At 68.9% G+C, this 17109-nt stretch carries 16 protein-coding genes and 1 riboswitch; of the genes, 2 read left to right on the top strand and 14 right to left on the bottom strand.

The annotated features are described in order from the left end of the window. Positions 1–19: 19 nt before the first annotated feature. The 14 genes from AC07X4_RS09325 to AC07X4_RS09390 all read right to left on the bottom strand — a co-directional run bounded on the left by AC07X4_RS09325 (position 20) and on the right by AC07X4_RS09390 (position 15647). Positions 20–412: a DUF3037 domain-containing protein gene (locus tag AC07X4_RS09325; RefSeq protein WP_116747423.1), complete on the bottom strand. Its 393-nt coding sequence runs from the start codon at positions 410–412 to the stop codon at positions 20–22. After that, complete coding sequence (locus AC07X4_RS09330; protein WP_494739916.1) at positions 399–1193, bottom strand: HipA family kinase; 795 nt, start codon at positions 1191–1193, stop codon at positions 399–401. The genes AC07X4_RS09325 and AC07X4_RS09330 overlap by 14 nt, the downstream gene beginning before the upstream one ends. Then, positions 1190–2269, bottom strand: coding sequence for an aminotransferase class I/II-fold pyridoxal phosphate-dependent enzyme (locus AC07X4_RS09335; RefSeq protein WP_494739917.1), 1080 nt, complete (start codon positions 2267–2269; stop codon positions 1190–1192). The genes AC07X4_RS09330 and AC07X4_RS09335 overlap by 4 nt, the downstream gene beginning before the upstream one ends. Continuing rightward, positions 2266–3207 carry an adenosylcobinamide-phosphate synthase CbiB gene (gene cbiB, locus AC07X4_RS09340; protein ID WP_494739937.1) on the bottom strand — a complete coding sequence of 314 codons (942 nt, stop codon included), beginning with the start codon at positions 3205–3207 and terminating at the stop codon, positions 2266–2268. The genes AC07X4_RS09335 and cbiB overlap by 4 nt, the downstream gene beginning before the upstream one ends. Positions 3208–3276: 69 nt before the next feature. Then, positions 3277–3846 carry a cob(I)yrinic acid a,c-diamide adenosyltransferase gene (gene cobO, locus AC07X4_RS09345; RefSeq protein WP_056747164.1) on the bottom strand — a complete coding sequence of 190 codons (570 nt, stop codon included), beginning with the start codon at positions 3844–3846 and terminating at the stop codon, positions 3277–3279. Positions 3847–3875: 29 nt separating this feature from the next. Further along, positions 3876–8078 (bottom strand): cobaltochelatase subunit CobN, encoded by a 4203-nt coding sequence (gene cobN, locus AC07X4_RS09350; RefSeq protein ID WP_494739918.1) that lies wholly within the window; start codon positions 8076–8078, stop codon positions 3876–3878. Further along, complete coding sequence (locus AC07X4_RS09355; RefSeq protein ID WP_494739919.1) at positions 8075–8461, bottom strand: DUF2149 domain-containing protein; 387 nt, start codon at positions 8459–8461, stop codon at positions 8075–8077. The genes cobN and AC07X4_RS09355 overlap by 4 nt, the downstream gene beginning before the upstream one ends. Next, the gene (locus AC07X4_RS09360; protein ID WP_008906167.1) at positions 8458–8925 is read right to left on the bottom strand and encodes a hypothetical protein; all 468 of its coding nucleotides are present in this window, start codon (positions 8923–8925) and stop codon (positions 8458–8460) included. Before AC07X4_RS09360 ends, AC07X4_RS09355 begins: the two co-directional genes overlap by 4 nt. Positions 8926–8954: 29 nt before the next feature. Continuing rightward, a complete protein-coding gene (locus AC07X4_RS09365) occupies positions 8955–9749 on the bottom strand; it encodes an ABC transporter ATP-binding protein (protein ID WP_494739920.1) in 795 nt (264 codons plus the stop codon). Further along, a complete protein-coding gene (locus AC07X4_RS09370) occupies positions 9746–10780 on the bottom strand; it encodes a FecCD family ABC transporter permease (protein ID WP_121942570.1) in 1035 nt (344 codons plus the stop codon). Before AC07X4_RS09370 ends, AC07X4_RS09365 begins: the two co-directional genes overlap by 4 nt. Next, positions 10777–11679, bottom strand: coding sequence for an ABC transporter substrate-binding protein (locus AC07X4_RS09375; RefSeq protein ID WP_116747430.1), 903 nt, complete (start codon positions 11677–11679; stop codon positions 10777–10779). Before AC07X4_RS09375 ends, AC07X4_RS09370 begins: the two co-directional genes overlap by 4 nt. Beyond that, positions 11679–12266, bottom strand: a complete 588-nt coding sequence (locus AC07X4_RS09380; protein ID WP_494739921.1) for a bifunctional adenosylcobinamide kinase/adenosylcobinamide-phosphate guanylyltransferase — start codon at positions 12264–12266, stop codon at positions 11679–11681. Before AC07X4_RS09380 ends, AC07X4_RS09375 begins: the two co-directional genes overlap by 1 nt. Further along, positions 12263–13621 carry a cobyrinic acid a,c-diamide synthase CobB gene (locus tag AC07X4_RS09385; RefSeq protein WP_494739922.1) on the bottom strand — a complete coding sequence of 453 codons (1359 nt, stop codon included), beginning with the start codon at positions 13619–13621 and terminating at the stop codon, positions 12263–12265. The genes AC07X4_RS09380 and AC07X4_RS09385 overlap by 4 nt, the downstream gene beginning before the upstream one ends. A 142-nt stretch (positions 13622–13763) precedes the next feature. After that, positions 13764–15647, bottom strand: a complete 1884-nt coding sequence (locus tag AC07X4_RS09390) for a TonB-dependent receptor domain-containing protein (protein WP_099730646.1) — start codon at positions 15645–15647, stop codon at positions 13764–13766. A gap of 82 nt (positions 15648–15729) precedes the next feature. Beyond that, positions 15730–15968, bottom strand: a riboswitch (cobalamin riboswitch). Between the two features lie 157 nt (positions 15969–16125). Here AC07X4_RS09390 and AC07X4_RS09395 point away from each other — a divergent pair. Together AC07X4_RS09395 and AC07X4_RS09400 are read left to right on the top strand one after the other, a co-directional pair. Beyond that, positions 16126–16350 (top strand): hypothetical protein, encoded by a 225-nt coding sequence (locus tag AC07X4_RS09395; protein ID WP_015014799.1) that lies wholly within the window; start codon positions 16126–16128, stop codon positions 16348–16350. Further along, entirely contained in the window at positions 16347–16718 is a 372-nt protein-coding gene (locus AC07X4_RS09400; RefSeq protein ID WP_056064363.1) for a cell division protein ZapA, read from the top strand. The genes AC07X4_RS09395 and AC07X4_RS09400 overlap by 4 nt, the downstream gene beginning before the upstream one ends. Positions 16719–17109: the final 391 nt, after the last annotated feature.

The following is a 17109-nucleotide window of genomic DNA, read 5'->3' on the forward strand; positions in this document are numbered from 1 at the left end:
TGGGGAGCAGAGTTTTCAGTCAAGGCAATGGGCGGACCATGCGGTCCATGATGTGTTCAAGTGCTGCGGCCGCATCGGTGCAACGGCCCGTGTGCACGGGAGAGGTCTGGATGATGGCGCTGCGTTTGGCGGTGAGCCAGTGAAAGCGCTGGCGGTACGGCAGGCGGGCGATGGGGCCACAGCCTTCGTCGCCCGCACAGATGGCCACGATGGCGGCCAGGTGGCGGCGCACGGTGTCGATGTCGGCGTGCGGGTCCATGGCCAGCAGGCGCGCTTCATCGAGCGCGATGGCAGCCTGCAAAAAGCCGGTGCGCTGGCACGACAGGATCACGCCCGCGTTGATGAACTCTTCGCGCTCCACGCGCGGCACCACGCGCACGATGGCGTAGTCATACACCTCAGGCACGTGCATCGGCGGCCTCCTTCAGTGCATTCACCCAGGTGGCGCGCCCGGCCAGGCGGGCGCAGAAGTAGTCCACATAGGCCTGGCGGTGGGTAGGGGCAGCGGTCAGCAGGCCTTCTTCGTGGTCGGCACCGGCCAGCACCAAAAACTCGTCGGGCACCTCGGCCAGGATGCCCGCCACCACCTCGGGCGTGAGGCGCGCGGCCAGCTCGGCATCCACCTGCGCGAGCAGCGTGGCCCGGGCCAGCAGCACATGGTCGGCAATGGGCGCAAAGGGTTTGGCGGGCAGGGCCACCGTGCCGTTCCATGCGTGGTGGAAGGTCAGCGCCGCACCGTGGTCGATGAGCCAGGGCTGGCGGTGCCACATCAGCAGATTGGTGTTGCGCGCAGTGCGGTCCACATTGCCCACCAAGGCATCGAACCACACGAGGCGCGAGGCAAAATCATCCGACACCGTATCCACAGCCGGGTCGAAATTGAGCGCGCCCGACAGGTAATCCAGCCCCACGTTCAGGCCACCGCTGGCGCGCACCAGGTCCTGGATTTCGGGATCGGGCTCGGTCTGCGCCAGGGCGGGGTCGAGCTGGGCCAGCACGATCTCGGGCACGGGCAGGCCCAGCGCACGGGCGATGCCACCCGCAATGATCTCGGCCAGGAGTGCGCGCACGCCCTGCCCTGCGCCACGGAACTTGAGCACGTAGGTGCCCAGGTCGTCACCCTCGACGATGGCAGGCATGGAGCCACCTTCACGCAGCGGCGTGACGTAGCGATTGACGGTGATGGTTCTCACAATGTCTCCCTCGATCCGATGGAATGCGGGATGGTACGGCCCGCAGGGCCCAAGACGGCCAGCCATGCGGCCCGCAGCGCATCTTGTGCGGCGGGCGCCAGCACCCCCAGGCGCACGGTGCCGGGCAGGCCGAACGACGCCGCATCGCGCAGCTTGATGCCGCCGGCGCGCAGCGCAGCCAGATCGCTCTGCAACGTGTGGGTAGCGGGCTGCGCGCAGAAATAGTTGGCCAGGCTGCCTGCGTGCACAGCCCAGCCCAGATCGGTGCACAGCGTCTGCTGGCGCGCCTTCCAATCGCCCAGAGTGCGCAGGCTGTGCACCAGCCATTGCTGCACGGTGGCCCGGGTCCACGTCTGCAGCAGCGCCACGCCGTGGGCGCCCACGGGCCAGGAAGACGCCAGGGCCGTCAGCCCCAGCGCCTGCTCTTCACAGTCTGGCGGCGCAATCGCATAGGCGGCACGTACACCCGTCAGCCCCAGGGCCTTGTTGGGGGTCCAGAGCTGCCAGCAGGCCGAGGGCATGAGCGGCGACGGCGCGCCAGCCCATGCGCCCTCCGCGCCGAGCCGCAGGGGGACATACGCGCAGTCGAGCACACGCCAGGCAACGTCGGCATCGCTTTGTCGCCAACCGCGCAACGAGGGATCTTCCACACCCCGAGGGCTGGAGGGCTCGCACGCCCATTGCAGGCCCGCTGCGGCGCCGCCGCCCCGCAGCACCTCCAGCCCGCGCACCTGCGCGGCCTGGGCGTAGTCGCCATAGCTGTGTGGCGGCACGGCCACCTGCACCGCGCCCTGCTGTGCGGCCAGCGCGGTGATGCGGTGGATGAACTCGCTGGCACTCGCGGCCAGCACGATGCGCCCCGGCACCACGCCATGGAAGGCGCCGAGGGCCTCGCGCAGCGCCGTGTAGGCCGGGTCGGGGTAGCGCGTGGCGTCGGCCGCCTGCACGGCGTGCAGCGCCTCGGGGCATGGCCCGCAGGCGTTGCTGTTGGTCGAGAAATCAAACACCGGAACGCCCGCGGCGTCCGGGCCACCGTGCAACGGCGTGGGCGCAGAGAAACGACGCGGCGAGCTCATGCATGCGCCCAAGCAAACACCACCAGCACCAGCAACTGCAGGCCCGCCACCACGGGCACCATGGCCAGCACCACCTGCGTGCCCAGGCGTGCAGCGCGCCGCGTATCGAGCGGCCCCGCCCGGCGGCCCTTGCTGTGGAGTGTGTACACCCCAGGCTTGGCCAGGCGCACGTTCAACGCCAGTGCCATGGCCGCCATGGGCCAGCCGCTGTTGGGCGATGGCGTCTTGCGCGCCTGGCGGGTCAGTGCAGCGAACGGCAGTCCCCTGGCGACCATCGCCAGCAACAAGGCGGTGATGCGGGCCGGCACCCAAGACAGCACATCGTCCGCCCGCGCCGCCCACTTGCCCGCCCATTGCCAGTAGCGCCCGCTGCGCATGCCGGGGTAACCCCACATGGCATCGGCCGTGTTGGCCAGGCGGTACAGCGCAGCCCCTGGCAGGCCCAGCAGCGCAAACCAGAACAGCGGCGCCACCACGGAATCGTTGAGGTTCTCGGCCAGCGACTCGATGGCCGACTCGCGCACCTGCACGGCGGTGAGAGCGCTCACGTCCCGGCTCACCAAGCGAGCCAGCTGCGCGCGCCCGGCGGGCAGCGACTGGCCCAGCGCCACCTCCACTGCCAGCACCTCGTCGTGCAGCATGCGCCAGGCCAGCAGGGGCTTGAGCAGCAGCGCCAGCATGCCGAGGGCAAGCCAACCCATCAGCGTCAACGCCAGGTGCTGCAACCACCAGGAAACTATCAAAACAATAGCAGCCAAGGCAATCCACACTAGCGCCCCCAGCCAAAAACGCCGAAAGTCCTGTGCCACAGGCGTCAGCGGGGCCACCCGCTCGCCCCCCCAGTGCAAGGCCGTGCCCATCCACACCACCGGGTGCCAGCGGGCGGGCGGCTCCCCCAACCACCAGTCAATGACCAATACCAGCAACGGCACGCCCATCCACACCGCTGCCGCAGGCCAGCCCAGGCCAGGGAGCAGTAGCAAGGACCAGTGCTCGGACACAGTGGCTCAGTCTTCGATGCCGCGCTGCGCGGGAATGCCCGCCTTGAACGCGTGCTTGATCAACTGCATCTCGGTCACGGTGTCGGCCAGCTCAATGATCTCGGGCGGGCAGCGACGGCCGGTGAGGCACACGTGCACGTCCTTGGGCCGATCGCGCAGGGTCTGCAACACGCCGTCGAGCGGCAGCCAGCCGTAGATCAGCGGGTAGGTGATCTCGTCCAGCACCACCAGAAAATGCTCGCCCGACAGGATGGCGGCGCGCGCCTTTTCCCAGCCGTCGCGCGCGAGCTGGGCCGAGTGCTCCAGGTCCTTGCTCTTCCAGCTGAAGCCGTCGCCCAGGCCTTCGATGGGCAGGCCGATCTGCTCGAACATGCGGTGCTCGCCAAAGCGCGCGGTGGGCACCTTCATGAACTGGAAGATCTTCACGGCCTTGCCCCGACCATGGGCGCGCAGCGCCAGGCCAAAGGCGGCCGTGCTTTTGCCCTTGCCGTCGCCGGTGTTGACGATGACAAGGCCCCGGCGTTCGCCCTCGGGTTTTTCGTAGCGTTTTTCGGTGGGCGGGGTTTCGATCTGCATGGTGTCGATTCTTTCAGAGAGACCGGGCATCAAACGCCGGCCGGTTGCAACGGGGAAGACAGCGAGGACGGACGGCGCGCCTGCCACGCGGCACCCGCCATCGCCACCAAGGCCATGACCAGCAGGGCCACTATGCCGGCCATGCGCTCCACGGGGCTGGGCTCTTTGACGGCGTCGGGGGCTTTGCGCTCGGGCTGGCGCTCCAGCAATACGCCCATGGTAGGCACGGCGGGCGCGGAAGGTGGTGCTTCTGCCTGGGCGGGCGGCGCGGGCAGGTCAGCGGCGGGGGGCGCAGGCTGTGGCGCGGCCAGGGCTGGCGACTGCGGCGCGGCAATGGCCATGCCTGCAGGCGGGGTCAGCTCTACGGACTCACCACGCGCCGCTCGCTCCACCCAGCGGCGCACGCTGGGCAGCTCGGCCGCCAGCGGCGCGGCACGCGTCAGCTCCTGGTACATCTGCGCCAGTTGTTTTTGCGTGTCGGCATCGGCCTGCCAATAGCCCTGGCGCTGCGCCTGCACCAGGCGCTCCAGCGACTGGGCATAGGCCTGCGGATGCTCTTTGAGCCACTCGGGCAGGCCCAGCTGGTGCTTGTCGCGCACCAGCACGTCGTAGAAGCTCTGCCAATGGTCGCTGCGCACCGTGTCGGGCGCGACGGCCTGCCAGCCCCAGGCGAACTGCACGGCCTTGAGCACCTGCAGCGTGCCCGAATAGCCCTCGGCCTTCTGCGCCTGGAGCCAGCCCGGGTGCAGGTAGCGCGACTGCATCTCCAGCGCAATGGCGCGCTGCGCGGTCTCGGTGGTGGGCTCGCCTGCATCCTGCAGCTGGGCCACATGCAGCTCCAGCCCCTGCGCTCGCCCAGCCACGCGGGCGGCCGCCGACAGGCCGCCCAGGTACTGGAAAGGGTCGTCCGAGCTGACCATGGCATACAGGTGCGAGCTGCGCGACAGGATGGCGGCATCGGTGCGGCGCAGGTGGGCACCCAATGCCTGGGCCGCCACACCGCCCGGAACGCCCGTCACCGGCTCGCCCTCCAGATAAGGCTGGCTCATGCGTTCGAGGAACATCTGGCCCAGGCGCGCATCGTTGGTTTGCAGGCCGTCGCTTTGCACCGCGTCCGACAGGCCGGTGCCATAGTCGCCCACCGCATTGCCGAACGATCGCACGCGCGCCAGTTGCTCGGCCTGTGCGCGGGGCACGCCCTGCTTGCGCAGCTCCTGGCCGATCTGCGCAGTATTGCGAGCGATCACGTTGCCGGGCTCGGCCGTGGCGGCCTGGGCCACCGCACGGTCGAGCAGCGCCATCAGCGCGGGGAACTGGTCACGGTACGAGCCGGTGATGCTCATGAGCACATCGACGCGCGGGCGTTTGAGCTCTTCGGCGGCAATGGTCTCGACGCGCACCGGGCGGCCCGAGTCATCCCACACCGGGCGCATACCCAGCGCCACCAGCGCCTGGGCTTCCATGATGCCCTGATGGCGCAACGTTTCACCCGCCCACAGCGACAGCGCCATACGCTCTGGCGCCTGGCCGCCATGGCGCGCCTGGTAGTCCTTGAACCAGTCGTTGAACAGCGTCTGCGCCACGGCATAGGCCTGGCGCGTGGGCAGGCGGCTCGGGTCCAGCCCCGTGAGGTTGCGGCCTGTGGGCAGGCTGTCGGGGTTTCGGATGGGGTCGCCACCGTACGCAGCGGGCAGGTAGCGCCCTTCCAGCGCAGCCAGCAAGCCGGGCAGCTCGCCCTCCGTGGCCAGCAGGCGCTCCAGCTCTTGCGCGCGCTGTGCCAGTTGCAGCAGTGCGGGCGTGTCGATGGGTTGGCGCGCGGCGCGGTTGGGCACATGGTCTTCGGCGCGCACCACGTCGGATGCACCCGCTGCACCCGGCGTTGCAGCCTGCGCTGGCAGCACGGGGCGCAGGTCCAGCACGCTGGCGGCCTGCGCATCGGTCAGCGCCACTTCCAGCCAGCGCGCGGGGCGTGCGGCCAGCACCGCGTCGTGCTTGATGAGGAAGGCTTCGTCGATGTCCTCGCCCAGCGCCTCGATCAGTGGCTTGCGCAGCGCCTGCAGGATGGTCTCGCGCCGCTGCTCGGGCGCGGGCACGCGGCCGAACACGGCCAGGCCCTTGGGCTGCGAGCTTTGCGCGAGCTGGTCCAGGTAGGGGTGCAGGATTTCAAGAAAACGGTGGAAGTCGGCCGCGATGCGGTCGGCGCTCCAGCCCAGGTCGCGGTGCAACTTGTGCTCCACAAACTGCGCCACCAGCTGCTTTTCGAGCGCGCGGCGCGTGGGGCCTTCGTCCACGGTTTCCCATTCGTGCATCACCTCGTGCATGTGGGCCATGCGCGCCTCGAAACCTGCCGGGGCGAACACGGGCGTGCGGTGGCTCACCAGCACGGCGCGGCCCCGGCGCTTGGCCGTGAGGGCCTCGCCCAGGTTGTCCACGATGTAGGGATAGACCACGGGCAGGTCACCGAGCGGCAGCAGCGCGTCATCGTGCACATCCAGCGCACGCGCCTTGCCACCGGCCCATTCCTGCGTGCCGTGGGTGCCAAAGTGGATCAGCGCATCGGCCTCCAGCTGCGCCCACAGGTACACCGCCAGGTAATGGTGCGACAGCGGCGACTTGCTCTTGTGCATGAACGGGTTCTGGCCCAGGCGCAGTGTTTCTTCGCGCGGGGGTTGGGGCAATACCGAGAGTTTGCCCACCTGCAGGCGCGGGATGGCGAACACCTTTTCGCCCTGCCACTCGACCACGTAGCGGCTCTTTTCGGGCGCGCCCCAGTGCACGTTCATGCGCTCGCGCACGGCCTTCGGCAGCGTGGCCAAGTGCTGCTCATAACGCGCCAGCGGCAGCGCTGCGGCCTGTCCGTTTTGCAGCAGCGCGCGCACATCGGCGCCGGGGTAGTAGGCGGCCAGCAGCGGCTTGAGCCCATCGATCCAGCCCTGCTCGGGCACCTGCTGCGTGCGGTAGCCCGCCTGGGCCAGGCCGCCCGACACCTGCTCCAGGCTGCGCGGCACGTTGAGGAACGAGGCGCCGAAGTTGGTGCCGCCCGGCGGGTAGTTGTAGACCATGGCCACCAGGCGCTTGTCGGCAGCGGGTTTAGTCTGCAGTGCGATCAGCCGCCGCGCCTTCGCGGCCACAGCCTGGGCTTGGCGCTCGATGAGGCGAAAGTCTCGCCCCTCGGCGCCGTGGGCGGCGACCAGGACCGGGTCGATGGCACCCGCCGCCTCGGGCTGCGCCAGGTAAAACGGCACATCGGACAGCGACAGGCCCGTGTCGCTGGCCTCCCACGCTGCGGCATCGCCCGCGCGGTAAGGCTGCGTGCCCAGCAGGGGCACGCCCCAGCGGGCCAGCAAGGGCTGCAGCGCGGCGGCCTGAGGCACGAGCTGGTGCAGCACCAGGGCAGAAGCATGCAGGCGGCCCGGGCCGGTGCCAGAGCCTCCTTCAGCGGGCAGCTCCAGCACCTCGGCCAGGTTCTGCGCCGTGACCTGCTGACCAAAGGCCGCATAAGCGAACAGACCCTGCTGGCGGAAGGTGCGCAACCAGGCATCGAGCCACTCCGTGCTGCCGTCGATGAAGTGGTGGCGGTGCACCAACACGGCCACGGCGGGCAGGCCGCGCAGCGCGGGCTGGCCCTGGCGCCAGGCCTCCAGCGCGGCGGCATGGGGCAGCAGGCGGGGAGCATCGGGGTGGTAGATGCCCCGGGGGGGCAGGATGTCGGGCGCGGGCAAGACGGGCATGGCAGCACCCGCCACGGTGGCACGCGCCAGGGCGATGGCGCTCTTCAGGTTGCGCGGGCCGCCGGCCTGCAGGTAGGCCACCATGTGGCCGGACGCATCGAGCGCGGTCAGGTCGGCGGCGGGGGTGCCCGCAGGCACCCAGACCACGCGGCCAGGGGTGCGCACCGCACGCGCATCGAGCTGCGCCCCCGCCATGCGGCGCAAGCGTGCCTCCACGCTGGCATGGGGCGCATCCACCCACACCAGCGCAGCGCCCGCCAGCGCGCGCTCCAGCTTCTGGGCCTGTGCCGCGTCCAGCACCGCTGGGCCACCCAACGGGTAGTCGATATGCACAAAGCCCAGACCCGCCTCGCCAGCCAGGCGCTGCACCATGGCCGTGCGCGGGGCGGTGGTGATGTCGGAGGTGAGCCAGAGCAACACGGGCGCAGACTGCGCGGCCTGCACCAGCGGCGCAGCCAGCAGCAGGCACCACAGTGCCATGCGCAGAATCAGCGCCTTCATGGCTTGGCGGGTGCCGGCGTGGCGGCGCCACCCGCGCCACCGGCCGAAGCGCTGGCAGGAGCAGCGCCCGTTTCAGGGATGTAGACGATATTGCCGTCTTCCAGCTTGTAGGCCACGCCCGCACGCACGCCCTGCCCTTGCGCTGCGCTGCCAGCGCCCTTGAAGCGCACTTCCTTGCCCTGCTCGCGCACGACCACTTCCATGTCGGGCTGGCCCGCGTTGCGGATGATGGTGACGCTCTCATGAGCGCTGGTCTGGGTCTGCACGGCCACGGCCGTCAGCAGCGCCACCACCAGCACCAGGAACACATCCACCAGGTTCACGGCCGACAGCATCGGGTCGTCGTCGTCCTCGGCCAGCACATTCAGGTGCTTCAAGCTCATTGCGCCACCCCGCGCTCCTTGCGCACCACCAGCAGCTCGGCCAGCAGCCAGCGGCGGCGCACCGAGTACACCACCAGGCCCACCGACGCGGCGGCCAGCGCCAGCACCACACCCGCAAAGGCGCCGCTGAAAACGGCCAGCGCCTGCTGGCCGTTGCCCGCCGCCACGCTCTGCAGCGCGGGGCCCAGCGGGATCATCGTGGCGATCAGCCCCAGCATGGGCGACAGGCGGCTGAGCAGGCGCACGGGCTCCACCTGGCGCACCAGTTGCAGCTCCAGCTCTTCCATCGACAAACCCGGCGCCACGCGCAGCGAGCGGTATTGCGGCTGGCGCCAGCGCTGCCACGCCTCCATGAGCGTGGCGCCGCCCGACCACAGCGCGTAGACAAACGCCAGCCCCACCAGCACCAGCACCGGCCACAGCAACGACTGCGCGACCTGCGAAAAACCCGATTCGATGTTCATGCTTCCACTCCCTCAATCCATGTGTTGTTTCATTGGCTGTGCTTGCGCTGCATCGATGGCAGCGCCATCCACATGCCATCCAGATGCCGCACGTGGATGCGGTGGTCAAACACGCTCTCCAGCGCCGCGTGCGTGGCGGGTGCATCGCAGGCGCCCTGGTGCAGCACGCGGCCTTGTGCCATCACCACCATGTCGTCGGACTGCAGTGCCAGCGACACCTCGTGCAGCACGCTGACCACCGTGCCCCCCGCATCGACCAGTGCACGCATGGTGTGCAGCCAGTCGGTCTGGTGCGGCGGGTCGAGGTTGGCCAGGGGCTCGTCCATCAGCAGCACCTGCGCCTGCACCGCCAGAGCGCGGGCCAGCAGCACGCGCTGGCGTTCGCCGCCCGACAGCTGCGACAGCGGGCGGTGGCGCCAGTCCCAGGCCTGCGTGGTGCGCAGCGCCTGCTCCACCGCTGCGTGGTCGGCCGCACCCGGCGGTGCCAGCCAGGCCTGGTGCGGCAGCCGGCCGAGCATGGCCACGTCATAACTGGTCAGGTCGTCGGCCGAGCCTTCGTTCTGCCCCAGCCAGGCGAGCTGGCGGGCGCGTTCGCGCGCAGGAATCTGCACCAGCGGGCGGCCGAGCAACAACACGTCGCCCTGCACCGCCACACGCGGCAGCAGGCCCGCCAGCACCTTTAGCAGGGTGGACTTGCCCGCGCCGTTGGGGCCGACAATGCTGGTCCAGCGCCCGGCGGGCAATTGCAGGTCAATGCCCTGCAATATCGAGCGATTCCCGATGCTTGCGCTTATTACATTTGCACTGATAGCTATTGATTTCATAGTGCGCCCCCCTGCGAGGTGCGCCGGTGCATGAGCCACAGCAGATAGGTGCCGCCCAGGGCCGCCGTGAGGACGCCCACGGGCAGCTCCTGCGGCGCCAGCAGCCAGCGCGCCAGGATGTCGGCCGCCATGAGCAGCACCGCGCCCATCAGGCTGGAGAGCACGATATGCCGTTCGTGTGTCACGCGTACGATGGAACGCACCAGGTGCGGGGCCGCCAGCCCCACAAAGGCGATGAGCCCCGTCTGCGCCACCGCCGTGCCCGTGGCCAGCGCCATGGCAGCCACCAGCCCCACACGCATGGGCATGAGTGGCAGGCCCAGGCTGGCGGCCGTGGCCTCGCCCAGCGTGAGGCCGTCCAGCGCACGTGCCAGCATCCAGGCAACCACCGAGCACAGCGCCCAGGCCACGGCCATGAGCAAGCAGGCCGCCCAGCCCACAAAAGCCGTGCTGCCCAGCGTAAAGGCCTGCATGGCCTGCAGGATGTCGGGCGAGGCCAGTTCCACCAGGTCACGCAGCGCACCCAGCACCACGCCCACAATCACCCCCGCCAGCAACAAGCGCAGCGTGTGCTGCACGCCCTTGGCGAGCAGCAGCGTGAGCACCACCGCCCCCGCCGCGCCCAAAAATGCCATGCCCGTGATGCCGATGCGGGCCATCCACTGCGCCGCCACCGGCGACACCCCGAAGAGCGCCATGGCGACAGCCCCGCCCAGCGCTGCGCCCGAGGCGCTGCCCAGCAGGTACGGGTCGGCCAGTGGATTGCGAAACAACCCTTGCGCCACCGCGCCCGACAGGCCCAGCAGCGCCCCCGCCAGCCACGCACCCGCCGTGCGCGGCAGGCGGATGTCCCACACGATCTGCCATGCCACAGGGTCACCGTGCATGCGCAGCACGCTGTCAAAGCCCGTGCTGCCCACGCTGGCGCCACACACCGCCAGCAACGCGCTGGCGAGCAACAGCCAGGCGGCACACCATGCGGCGCGGCGGCTGGCGGAACCCGTGGGCAAGTCGATCGCAATGCTGGTCATGACGCTTTGTCCACCAGACACCGCGCCATGATGCGGGCCGCCTCGGCCATGCGCGGCCCAGGGCGCACCACCACATCGGAATCGCCGGGGCCAAACACGCACAGCCGGTTCTCGCGGATGGCACGCATGGAAGCCCAGCCGGGGTACGGCACCATGGCCTGCATGCTGCGGTTGCCGATCATGATGATGTCGGGGTTGGCGCGCACCACGAACTCGGGGTTCAGGCGCGGAAACGGCCCGAGCGATGCTGGCACCACGTTGCGCACGCCCAGCCGGGTGAGTGATTCGCCAATGAACGACGCCTCGCCCGCTGCATAGGGCCCACGGCTCACCTCGAAGTACACACGCACATTTTTGGCCTTGGGCGGCAGGGACTGTGCAGCCGCCAGCACGCCCGCGTCGATCACACGCCAGAGGCGGTCGGAGCCTTGCGCGCGGGGCACGCCCAGCAGGTCGCTGACAGTGCCCAGCACGCGGCGCACGTCGGCATGCGTCTTGGGCTCCAGCTGCACCACGGTGAGGCCCAGCGCCTCCAGCCGATCACTGGCGCGCGAGCTGACGGACATCAGCACCACATCGGGCTTGAGTGCCACGACGGCCTCGATGCTCGGGTCCAGCCCGCCCCCCACCTTGGGCAGCTTGGCAATCACGGCCTCCGGCCAGTTGGAGTAGCGGTCCACACCCACCAACCGGTGGCATTGCTCCAGTTCGCACACGCTTTCGGTCAGCGAGGGCAACAGGCTGACGATGCGCTGGGGGGGCCGGGGCAGCGAGACCTCGCGGCCCCGGTCGTCCCGGATGTGCACCGGCTGCGCACGGGCGAGGCCGGCCATCAGCAGGCCCAACAGCACCAGGATGGCGATGACCCACAGGATGCGGCGCACGGGGGTTGGTTTCATCAGCAGGGCTCCTTCAAAGTGAGAGGCAGACCGGCTGCCATCAACGTGACCCGTGGACACACCTGCGCCACCTGCTGGTTGAGCATGCCCAGCGCATCGACAAAGGCGCGCACCTCGCGCCCCATCGGGATGACCCCCAGGCCAATTTCGTTGCCCACGAGAACAACGGGCCCGGGGGACTGCCGAATTGCTTCCAAAAACATAGCGGCCTGGGCATTCCACTCTATCGCTTGCGCCTGTTTTTGCTCCAAATCCATGGTTTCGAACCCCAGGGGCATGGTCCAGTGGGTGAGCCACAGCGTGAGGCAGTCCACCACCACCAGGGTTTGCGGCGCGCTGTGCCGCACAACGGCAGCGGCCACATCGCGCGGCTCTTCCACCGTCTGCAGGCCGGGCACGCGCTCGGCACGGTCGCGCTGGTGGCGGGCAATGCGCTCACGCATTTCGTCGTCCCAGGCCTGGCCCGTGGCGATCAGCACGGCGCGGTGGTCGCTGGATTGCGCCAGCCAGTCGCGCGCCAGCAGCTCGGCGCGGCGGGACTTGCCGCTTTTCTGGCCGCCCAGAATCAGTTCGGTGGTGATGGTCATACCGATGCGCCCCCCAGCAGGTGGGCCACGGCTTCGGGGCTGGACGGAAACCATGCGTGGAAATAGCTCGCGTGGATGCTGCCCTGCTGGTACAGCGCCTCGCCCGCATCCCGCGCAACCACCTCGTTCGGGCGCGCCGTGCGGGCCACCACGGGGGCGCTGCTGTCGCTGGTCGAATAGTGGAAGGTGTGGCCGCGCAACGTGTGTCCTGCCACGGTCAGTTGCTGCGGCCCCAGCGCTGCCAGGCGCTTTTGCATGGTCACGCGGCCCGGCAACAGGCCCCACAGCGGAGCCGCGCTGCCATCGGCCAGCGTGATGGAATCGAACAGCGCCATCATGCCGCCGCACTCGGCCCACAGGGGTTTGCCTGCGGCCACATGGGCACGCAGGCTGGCCAACATGCCGGTGTTGGCCGCGATCTGCGCGGTGTGCAGCTCGGGGTAACCGCCGGGCAGCCACACGGCATCGCAGTCCGGCAACGCCGTGTCTTGCAGGGGCGAGAAGAACGCCACGCGGGCGCCCATCTGTTCCAGGCATTGCACATTGGCGGCGTAGGTAAAACAGAACGCCGCGTCACGCCCCACGGCCACGGTGCGGCCCGCGAGCAGCGCTGGCGCAGCAATCTTCGAGGCGGGCGCCGGAAAGTCCACGGCCCAGCGCTGCATGTCCTCCAGCGTCATCTGGCCCAGGGGGGTAGCGGCCAGGGCATCGGCCGCTGCGTCCAGCCGCTGTTGGCTGTCGTGCAGCTCGTGCGCGGCCACCAGGCCCAGATGGCGCTCGGGCAGCAGCGCGGCGCCAGCCTTGCCCGCAGCAGAGGCAGCACCAGGCTGCACCCGCATCAGCGCCCCCATCCAGTCATCCACATCGTGCAAGCCATCACGCAACATGTCGGCATGGCGGGCACTGCCGACGCGGTTGGCCAGCACACCGGCCCAGGGCAGGCCCGGACGGTAGTGGCGCAGGCCATAGGCCAGCGCGCCAAACGTGCCCGCCATGGCGGAGGCATCGACCACCGCCAGCACCGGCACCGCAAAGTACCGGGCCAGGTCGGCTGCGCTGGGGTTGCCGTCAAACAGACCCATCACGCCTTCGATCAGGATCAGGTCCGACTCGCGCGCAGCGTCGTGTAGACGCTGCGCGCAGTCGGCCTCACCGTTCATCCACAAATCGAGCTGGTGCACCGGCGCACCACTGGCCAGCTGGTGCCAGTGCGGGTCCAGGAAATCCGGCCCGCACTTGAACACCCGCACCCGCCGGCCCTGGCGCGCATGCAGGCGCGCCAGGGCGGCAGTGACGGTGGTCTTGCCCTGCCCGGAAGCCGGGGCTGCAATCAGCAGCGCGGGACAGCGTGTCACACCCCACCCCCAGTGCGGTACTCACCCAGCGGCCGACGAAACTGGCGCGCCCCAAGCCAGTGCCACCGTGGAACTGGCTCCGCCAGGCCACGGGTGGCGTCCCCCCTCCGGGGGGAAGGCGCGCAGCGACTCAGGGGGGGCTTCATTGAGGCGCCCACTTCACACCGACGTACACCGTGCGGCCTGCGGTGGCGTAGGTGCGGGCCAGCTGGTAGTCCTTGTCGGCCAGGTTGTCGATGCGCGCCAGCAGCGTGTAGTCGCGTGCAAGGCGGGTGCTGGCATACAGGTTGACCAGCGCATAGCCGCCGAGCACATTGGTATTGGCCACGGTGTCGAAGCGGCGGCCCGACGCCTGCACTTCGGCGCCCACGGTCCAGCCCGCCAGACGGGTGTCGGCGCCGAAGGTGGCGTGCTGCTTGGCGCGGCGCGCCAGCTGCTTGCCGGTGTCCAGATCACGCGGGCGTTGCAGGTCAATGGAGCCATGCAATTGCACGTCGCCCACGCGGTGCGAGCCCGCAAACGTCACGCCCTTATATTCGGCGCGGGCCGTGTTGGCGTAGCAGCCAAAGTCCGACAGGCACGTGCCTGGGCCAGAGAACGAAATCAGGTTGCTGACGCGGTTGCGGAACAGCGTGGCAGAGAAGGTGCTGTTGCCCTGGGCGTAGCGCAGCGCCACTTCGGCATTGCGGCTGCTTTCGGGGCGCAGCGTGGCCACGCCATATTCGCTGAAGCGGTGATACAGCGTGGGCGCACGGAAGGCCGTGCCCACCGACGCCGTGGCGCGCCACTGCGGGGTGATGGCGTAGCCGTAGGCCACGCTGCCAGTGCTCTTGCCACCGAACTCGCTGTCCGAGTCGTGGCGCAGATTGAGCTGTACGGTGTGGCCTGCAGCGTTGTAGCCGTAGCCCAGCGCCAGCGCGTCTTGCGAGCGTTTGGCGTCGATGGGCTTGTTCTCCAGCCGATCTTCGCGGCGCTCCAGGGCCGCCGTGACCAGGTGCGCGCCCTGGCGCCATTCGTTCTGGAAGTAGTAGCCGCGCAGGCGCGTGTCGCTCAGGTACGGCGAGGGGCGGGTTTCGTATTCGTCGCGCGAGTCGGTGATGGAAAAGCGCGTCTTGTAGGCACTGCTCCACTGCGCGATCCAGTTGAGGCCCAACGCGTGCATGGTGTGCAGGTTGCGGTCGTCCTTGCCCAGGCCGCTGTCGTAGCCGCTGTTGGTGTCGTTCAGCATGAGGGTGCCTTCGAGGCGATGCACTGCGTTCACCTGCAGGCCTACCCGCGCGTGGCCCGCCGTGCTGCGGTAGCCGTCACGGTCGGGGTTCTGTCCAGCGATGGGGCGCGCGTTGAAGCCCTTGCTGTCATCACGCGCCAGTCCCAGGGCGTAGTCCAGCGTGCCGCTGGCACCACTGATCCCAGCCTCGAGCTTGGTGGTGTTGTGGCTGCCGACGCCCACGCCCACGTAAGGCGCCGTGCCGTTTTCACCGCGCTTGGTAAAGATCTGCACCACGCCGCCCAGGGCGTCCGAGCCATAGACAGCACCCGCTGGACCGCGCAGCACTTCAATGCGGTCGATGAGGCCCAGCGGAATGCTCTCCCAGGGCGCGCCACCGGTGGATTGCGAGTCGATGCGCACCCCATCGATGTACACCGCAGTAAAGCGCGACTCCGCGCCACGCAGAAACACGCCAGTGGTGGTGCCAGGGCCACCGTTGCGCGAGAACTCCACACCGGGGAGACGGGCCAGCAAGTCGGCCAGACCGGTGGCGCCACTGCTTTCGATGGTTTCGCGGTCCACGATGGAGATGTCGGCCACCAGATCAGCCAGCGGCTGCGGGGTGCGCGTGGCTGCCACCACCGTTTCAGACAACGACGGTGCGCGCAGGTTTTGCGCCAGCAGCTCGCCGGTGGCCGGGGCGGTCTGTGCGAAAGCGCCGCAGGCGCTGCCAGCCAACAGCGACAGCAGGGCCAGGCGTGGGGCGGGCAGGCGCAACGACGCCACAGGGCGCGCACGAAGGGTACGGATTTTCATGGGGATCAAGGTCAACAAACAACCCGGGCCGGCCTCCCGCCAGCATGTGGGTGATACAGCCGCGCAGCGCCAAAAAAGGGCGCACGCAGCCACCGTGTTGGCCGGTATCCGGGCTGGCGGAACACCCCCCCAATGCCTTCCCAGGCGCTTGTTCAAGGCGCCCAGTGGCTTATGGATGGAGAGAGAATCGGGTGATTCGTCCGCTGACCGTTGCGGGGGCAGCGCAGGCTGGGCGGGTACCGGTGGTACGGCGCCTCCCTGCTTCCCGTTGAACTGCGGCATGTGAACCACACCGCGAGCACCAACGTCGGGATTTTACGACCGTTTACAAGCTGCTCCCAGCGCGCCAGATCAAGCGGGCAACTCCGCATGGCACCCACGCGGCCGACAATGCACTTGTATCTGTTGCGCATTGCACACCACTGCAGCTTGGGGCCAGGGACCGCTCGGTGTCACACCGCCTACAATCCAAGGCTGTATGGCAATACCGTCCCCCACCGACCAGATCGCCGAGCGCGTGGAGCGCCTGCTGCTGCGACATGCGGAGTTGCAGCGCACCAATGCCCTGCTGGCTGATCAAGTTGCGGCACTGACGCAAGAGCGCGACTCGCTCAAATCCCGCTTGAGCGCAGCACGCGCCCGGGTGGATGCGCTGCTCGAACGCCTGCCCGCCGCCGCGCCGCTCACGAAAGAAGCCGAATGAAGCAAATCGAGGTGCAGATCCTGCAGCAAAGCTATCTGCTGACCTGCCCCGAGGGCCACGAAAGCCGCCTGCTGGACGCCGTGGAGCGCGTGGACACCGCGATGACGCGCATCCGCGATGCGGGCAAGGTCCGGGCGCGGGAACGTATCGCCGTACTGGCCGCGCTGAACCTGGCCTTCGAGATCGCCGACCGCGAAGCCGCAGACCTTGCGGCTGCAGCACAGCCCGTGGCAAGTCCATCTGCCAGTGCCAGCGCTCCCGTGGTGGGGCACCAGGAAAGCCTGCTGCCGGATACCGACCAGCAGCGCCTGCAAAGCTTGGTACAGCGTCTGGACGACGCTCTGGGCGACGACGGACGCCTTCTCTAGTCCTTGGTGTGCTGAGGCACACCGCTCCTCCTGCCCGTCCGTCACAGCCGCTTGCGGGCTTTACATCACCCCGAGCGCGCAGCGCCCGCTGGCAGCACCTACAATTGGCGTGTCTGCGAAGCTGTCGGGCTTTATATTTCCTTGAACCAATGCTCATTGAGCTCGGGCTTGGTACATCGTCCGGTGAGCGTGATCATCTCGCGTCAGATGAACCCAACGCCAGGCTGCCCTCGCCCACCTGAACCCCCGGTTCAGGATGAGAGTTCGGTGGTATTCGCAGACACCCTCTTCCCCATGCCCTGTCATTGCAAGCACCTGCTGCTGCGTCTGTGACAGGGCATTTTCGCGGCTCTCCGCGTGCTCTGTTGTCCTTTGTTGCCTGATATCCCGC

This window comes from Acidovorax sp. GW460-11-11-14-LB4, from assembly GCF_059423685.1.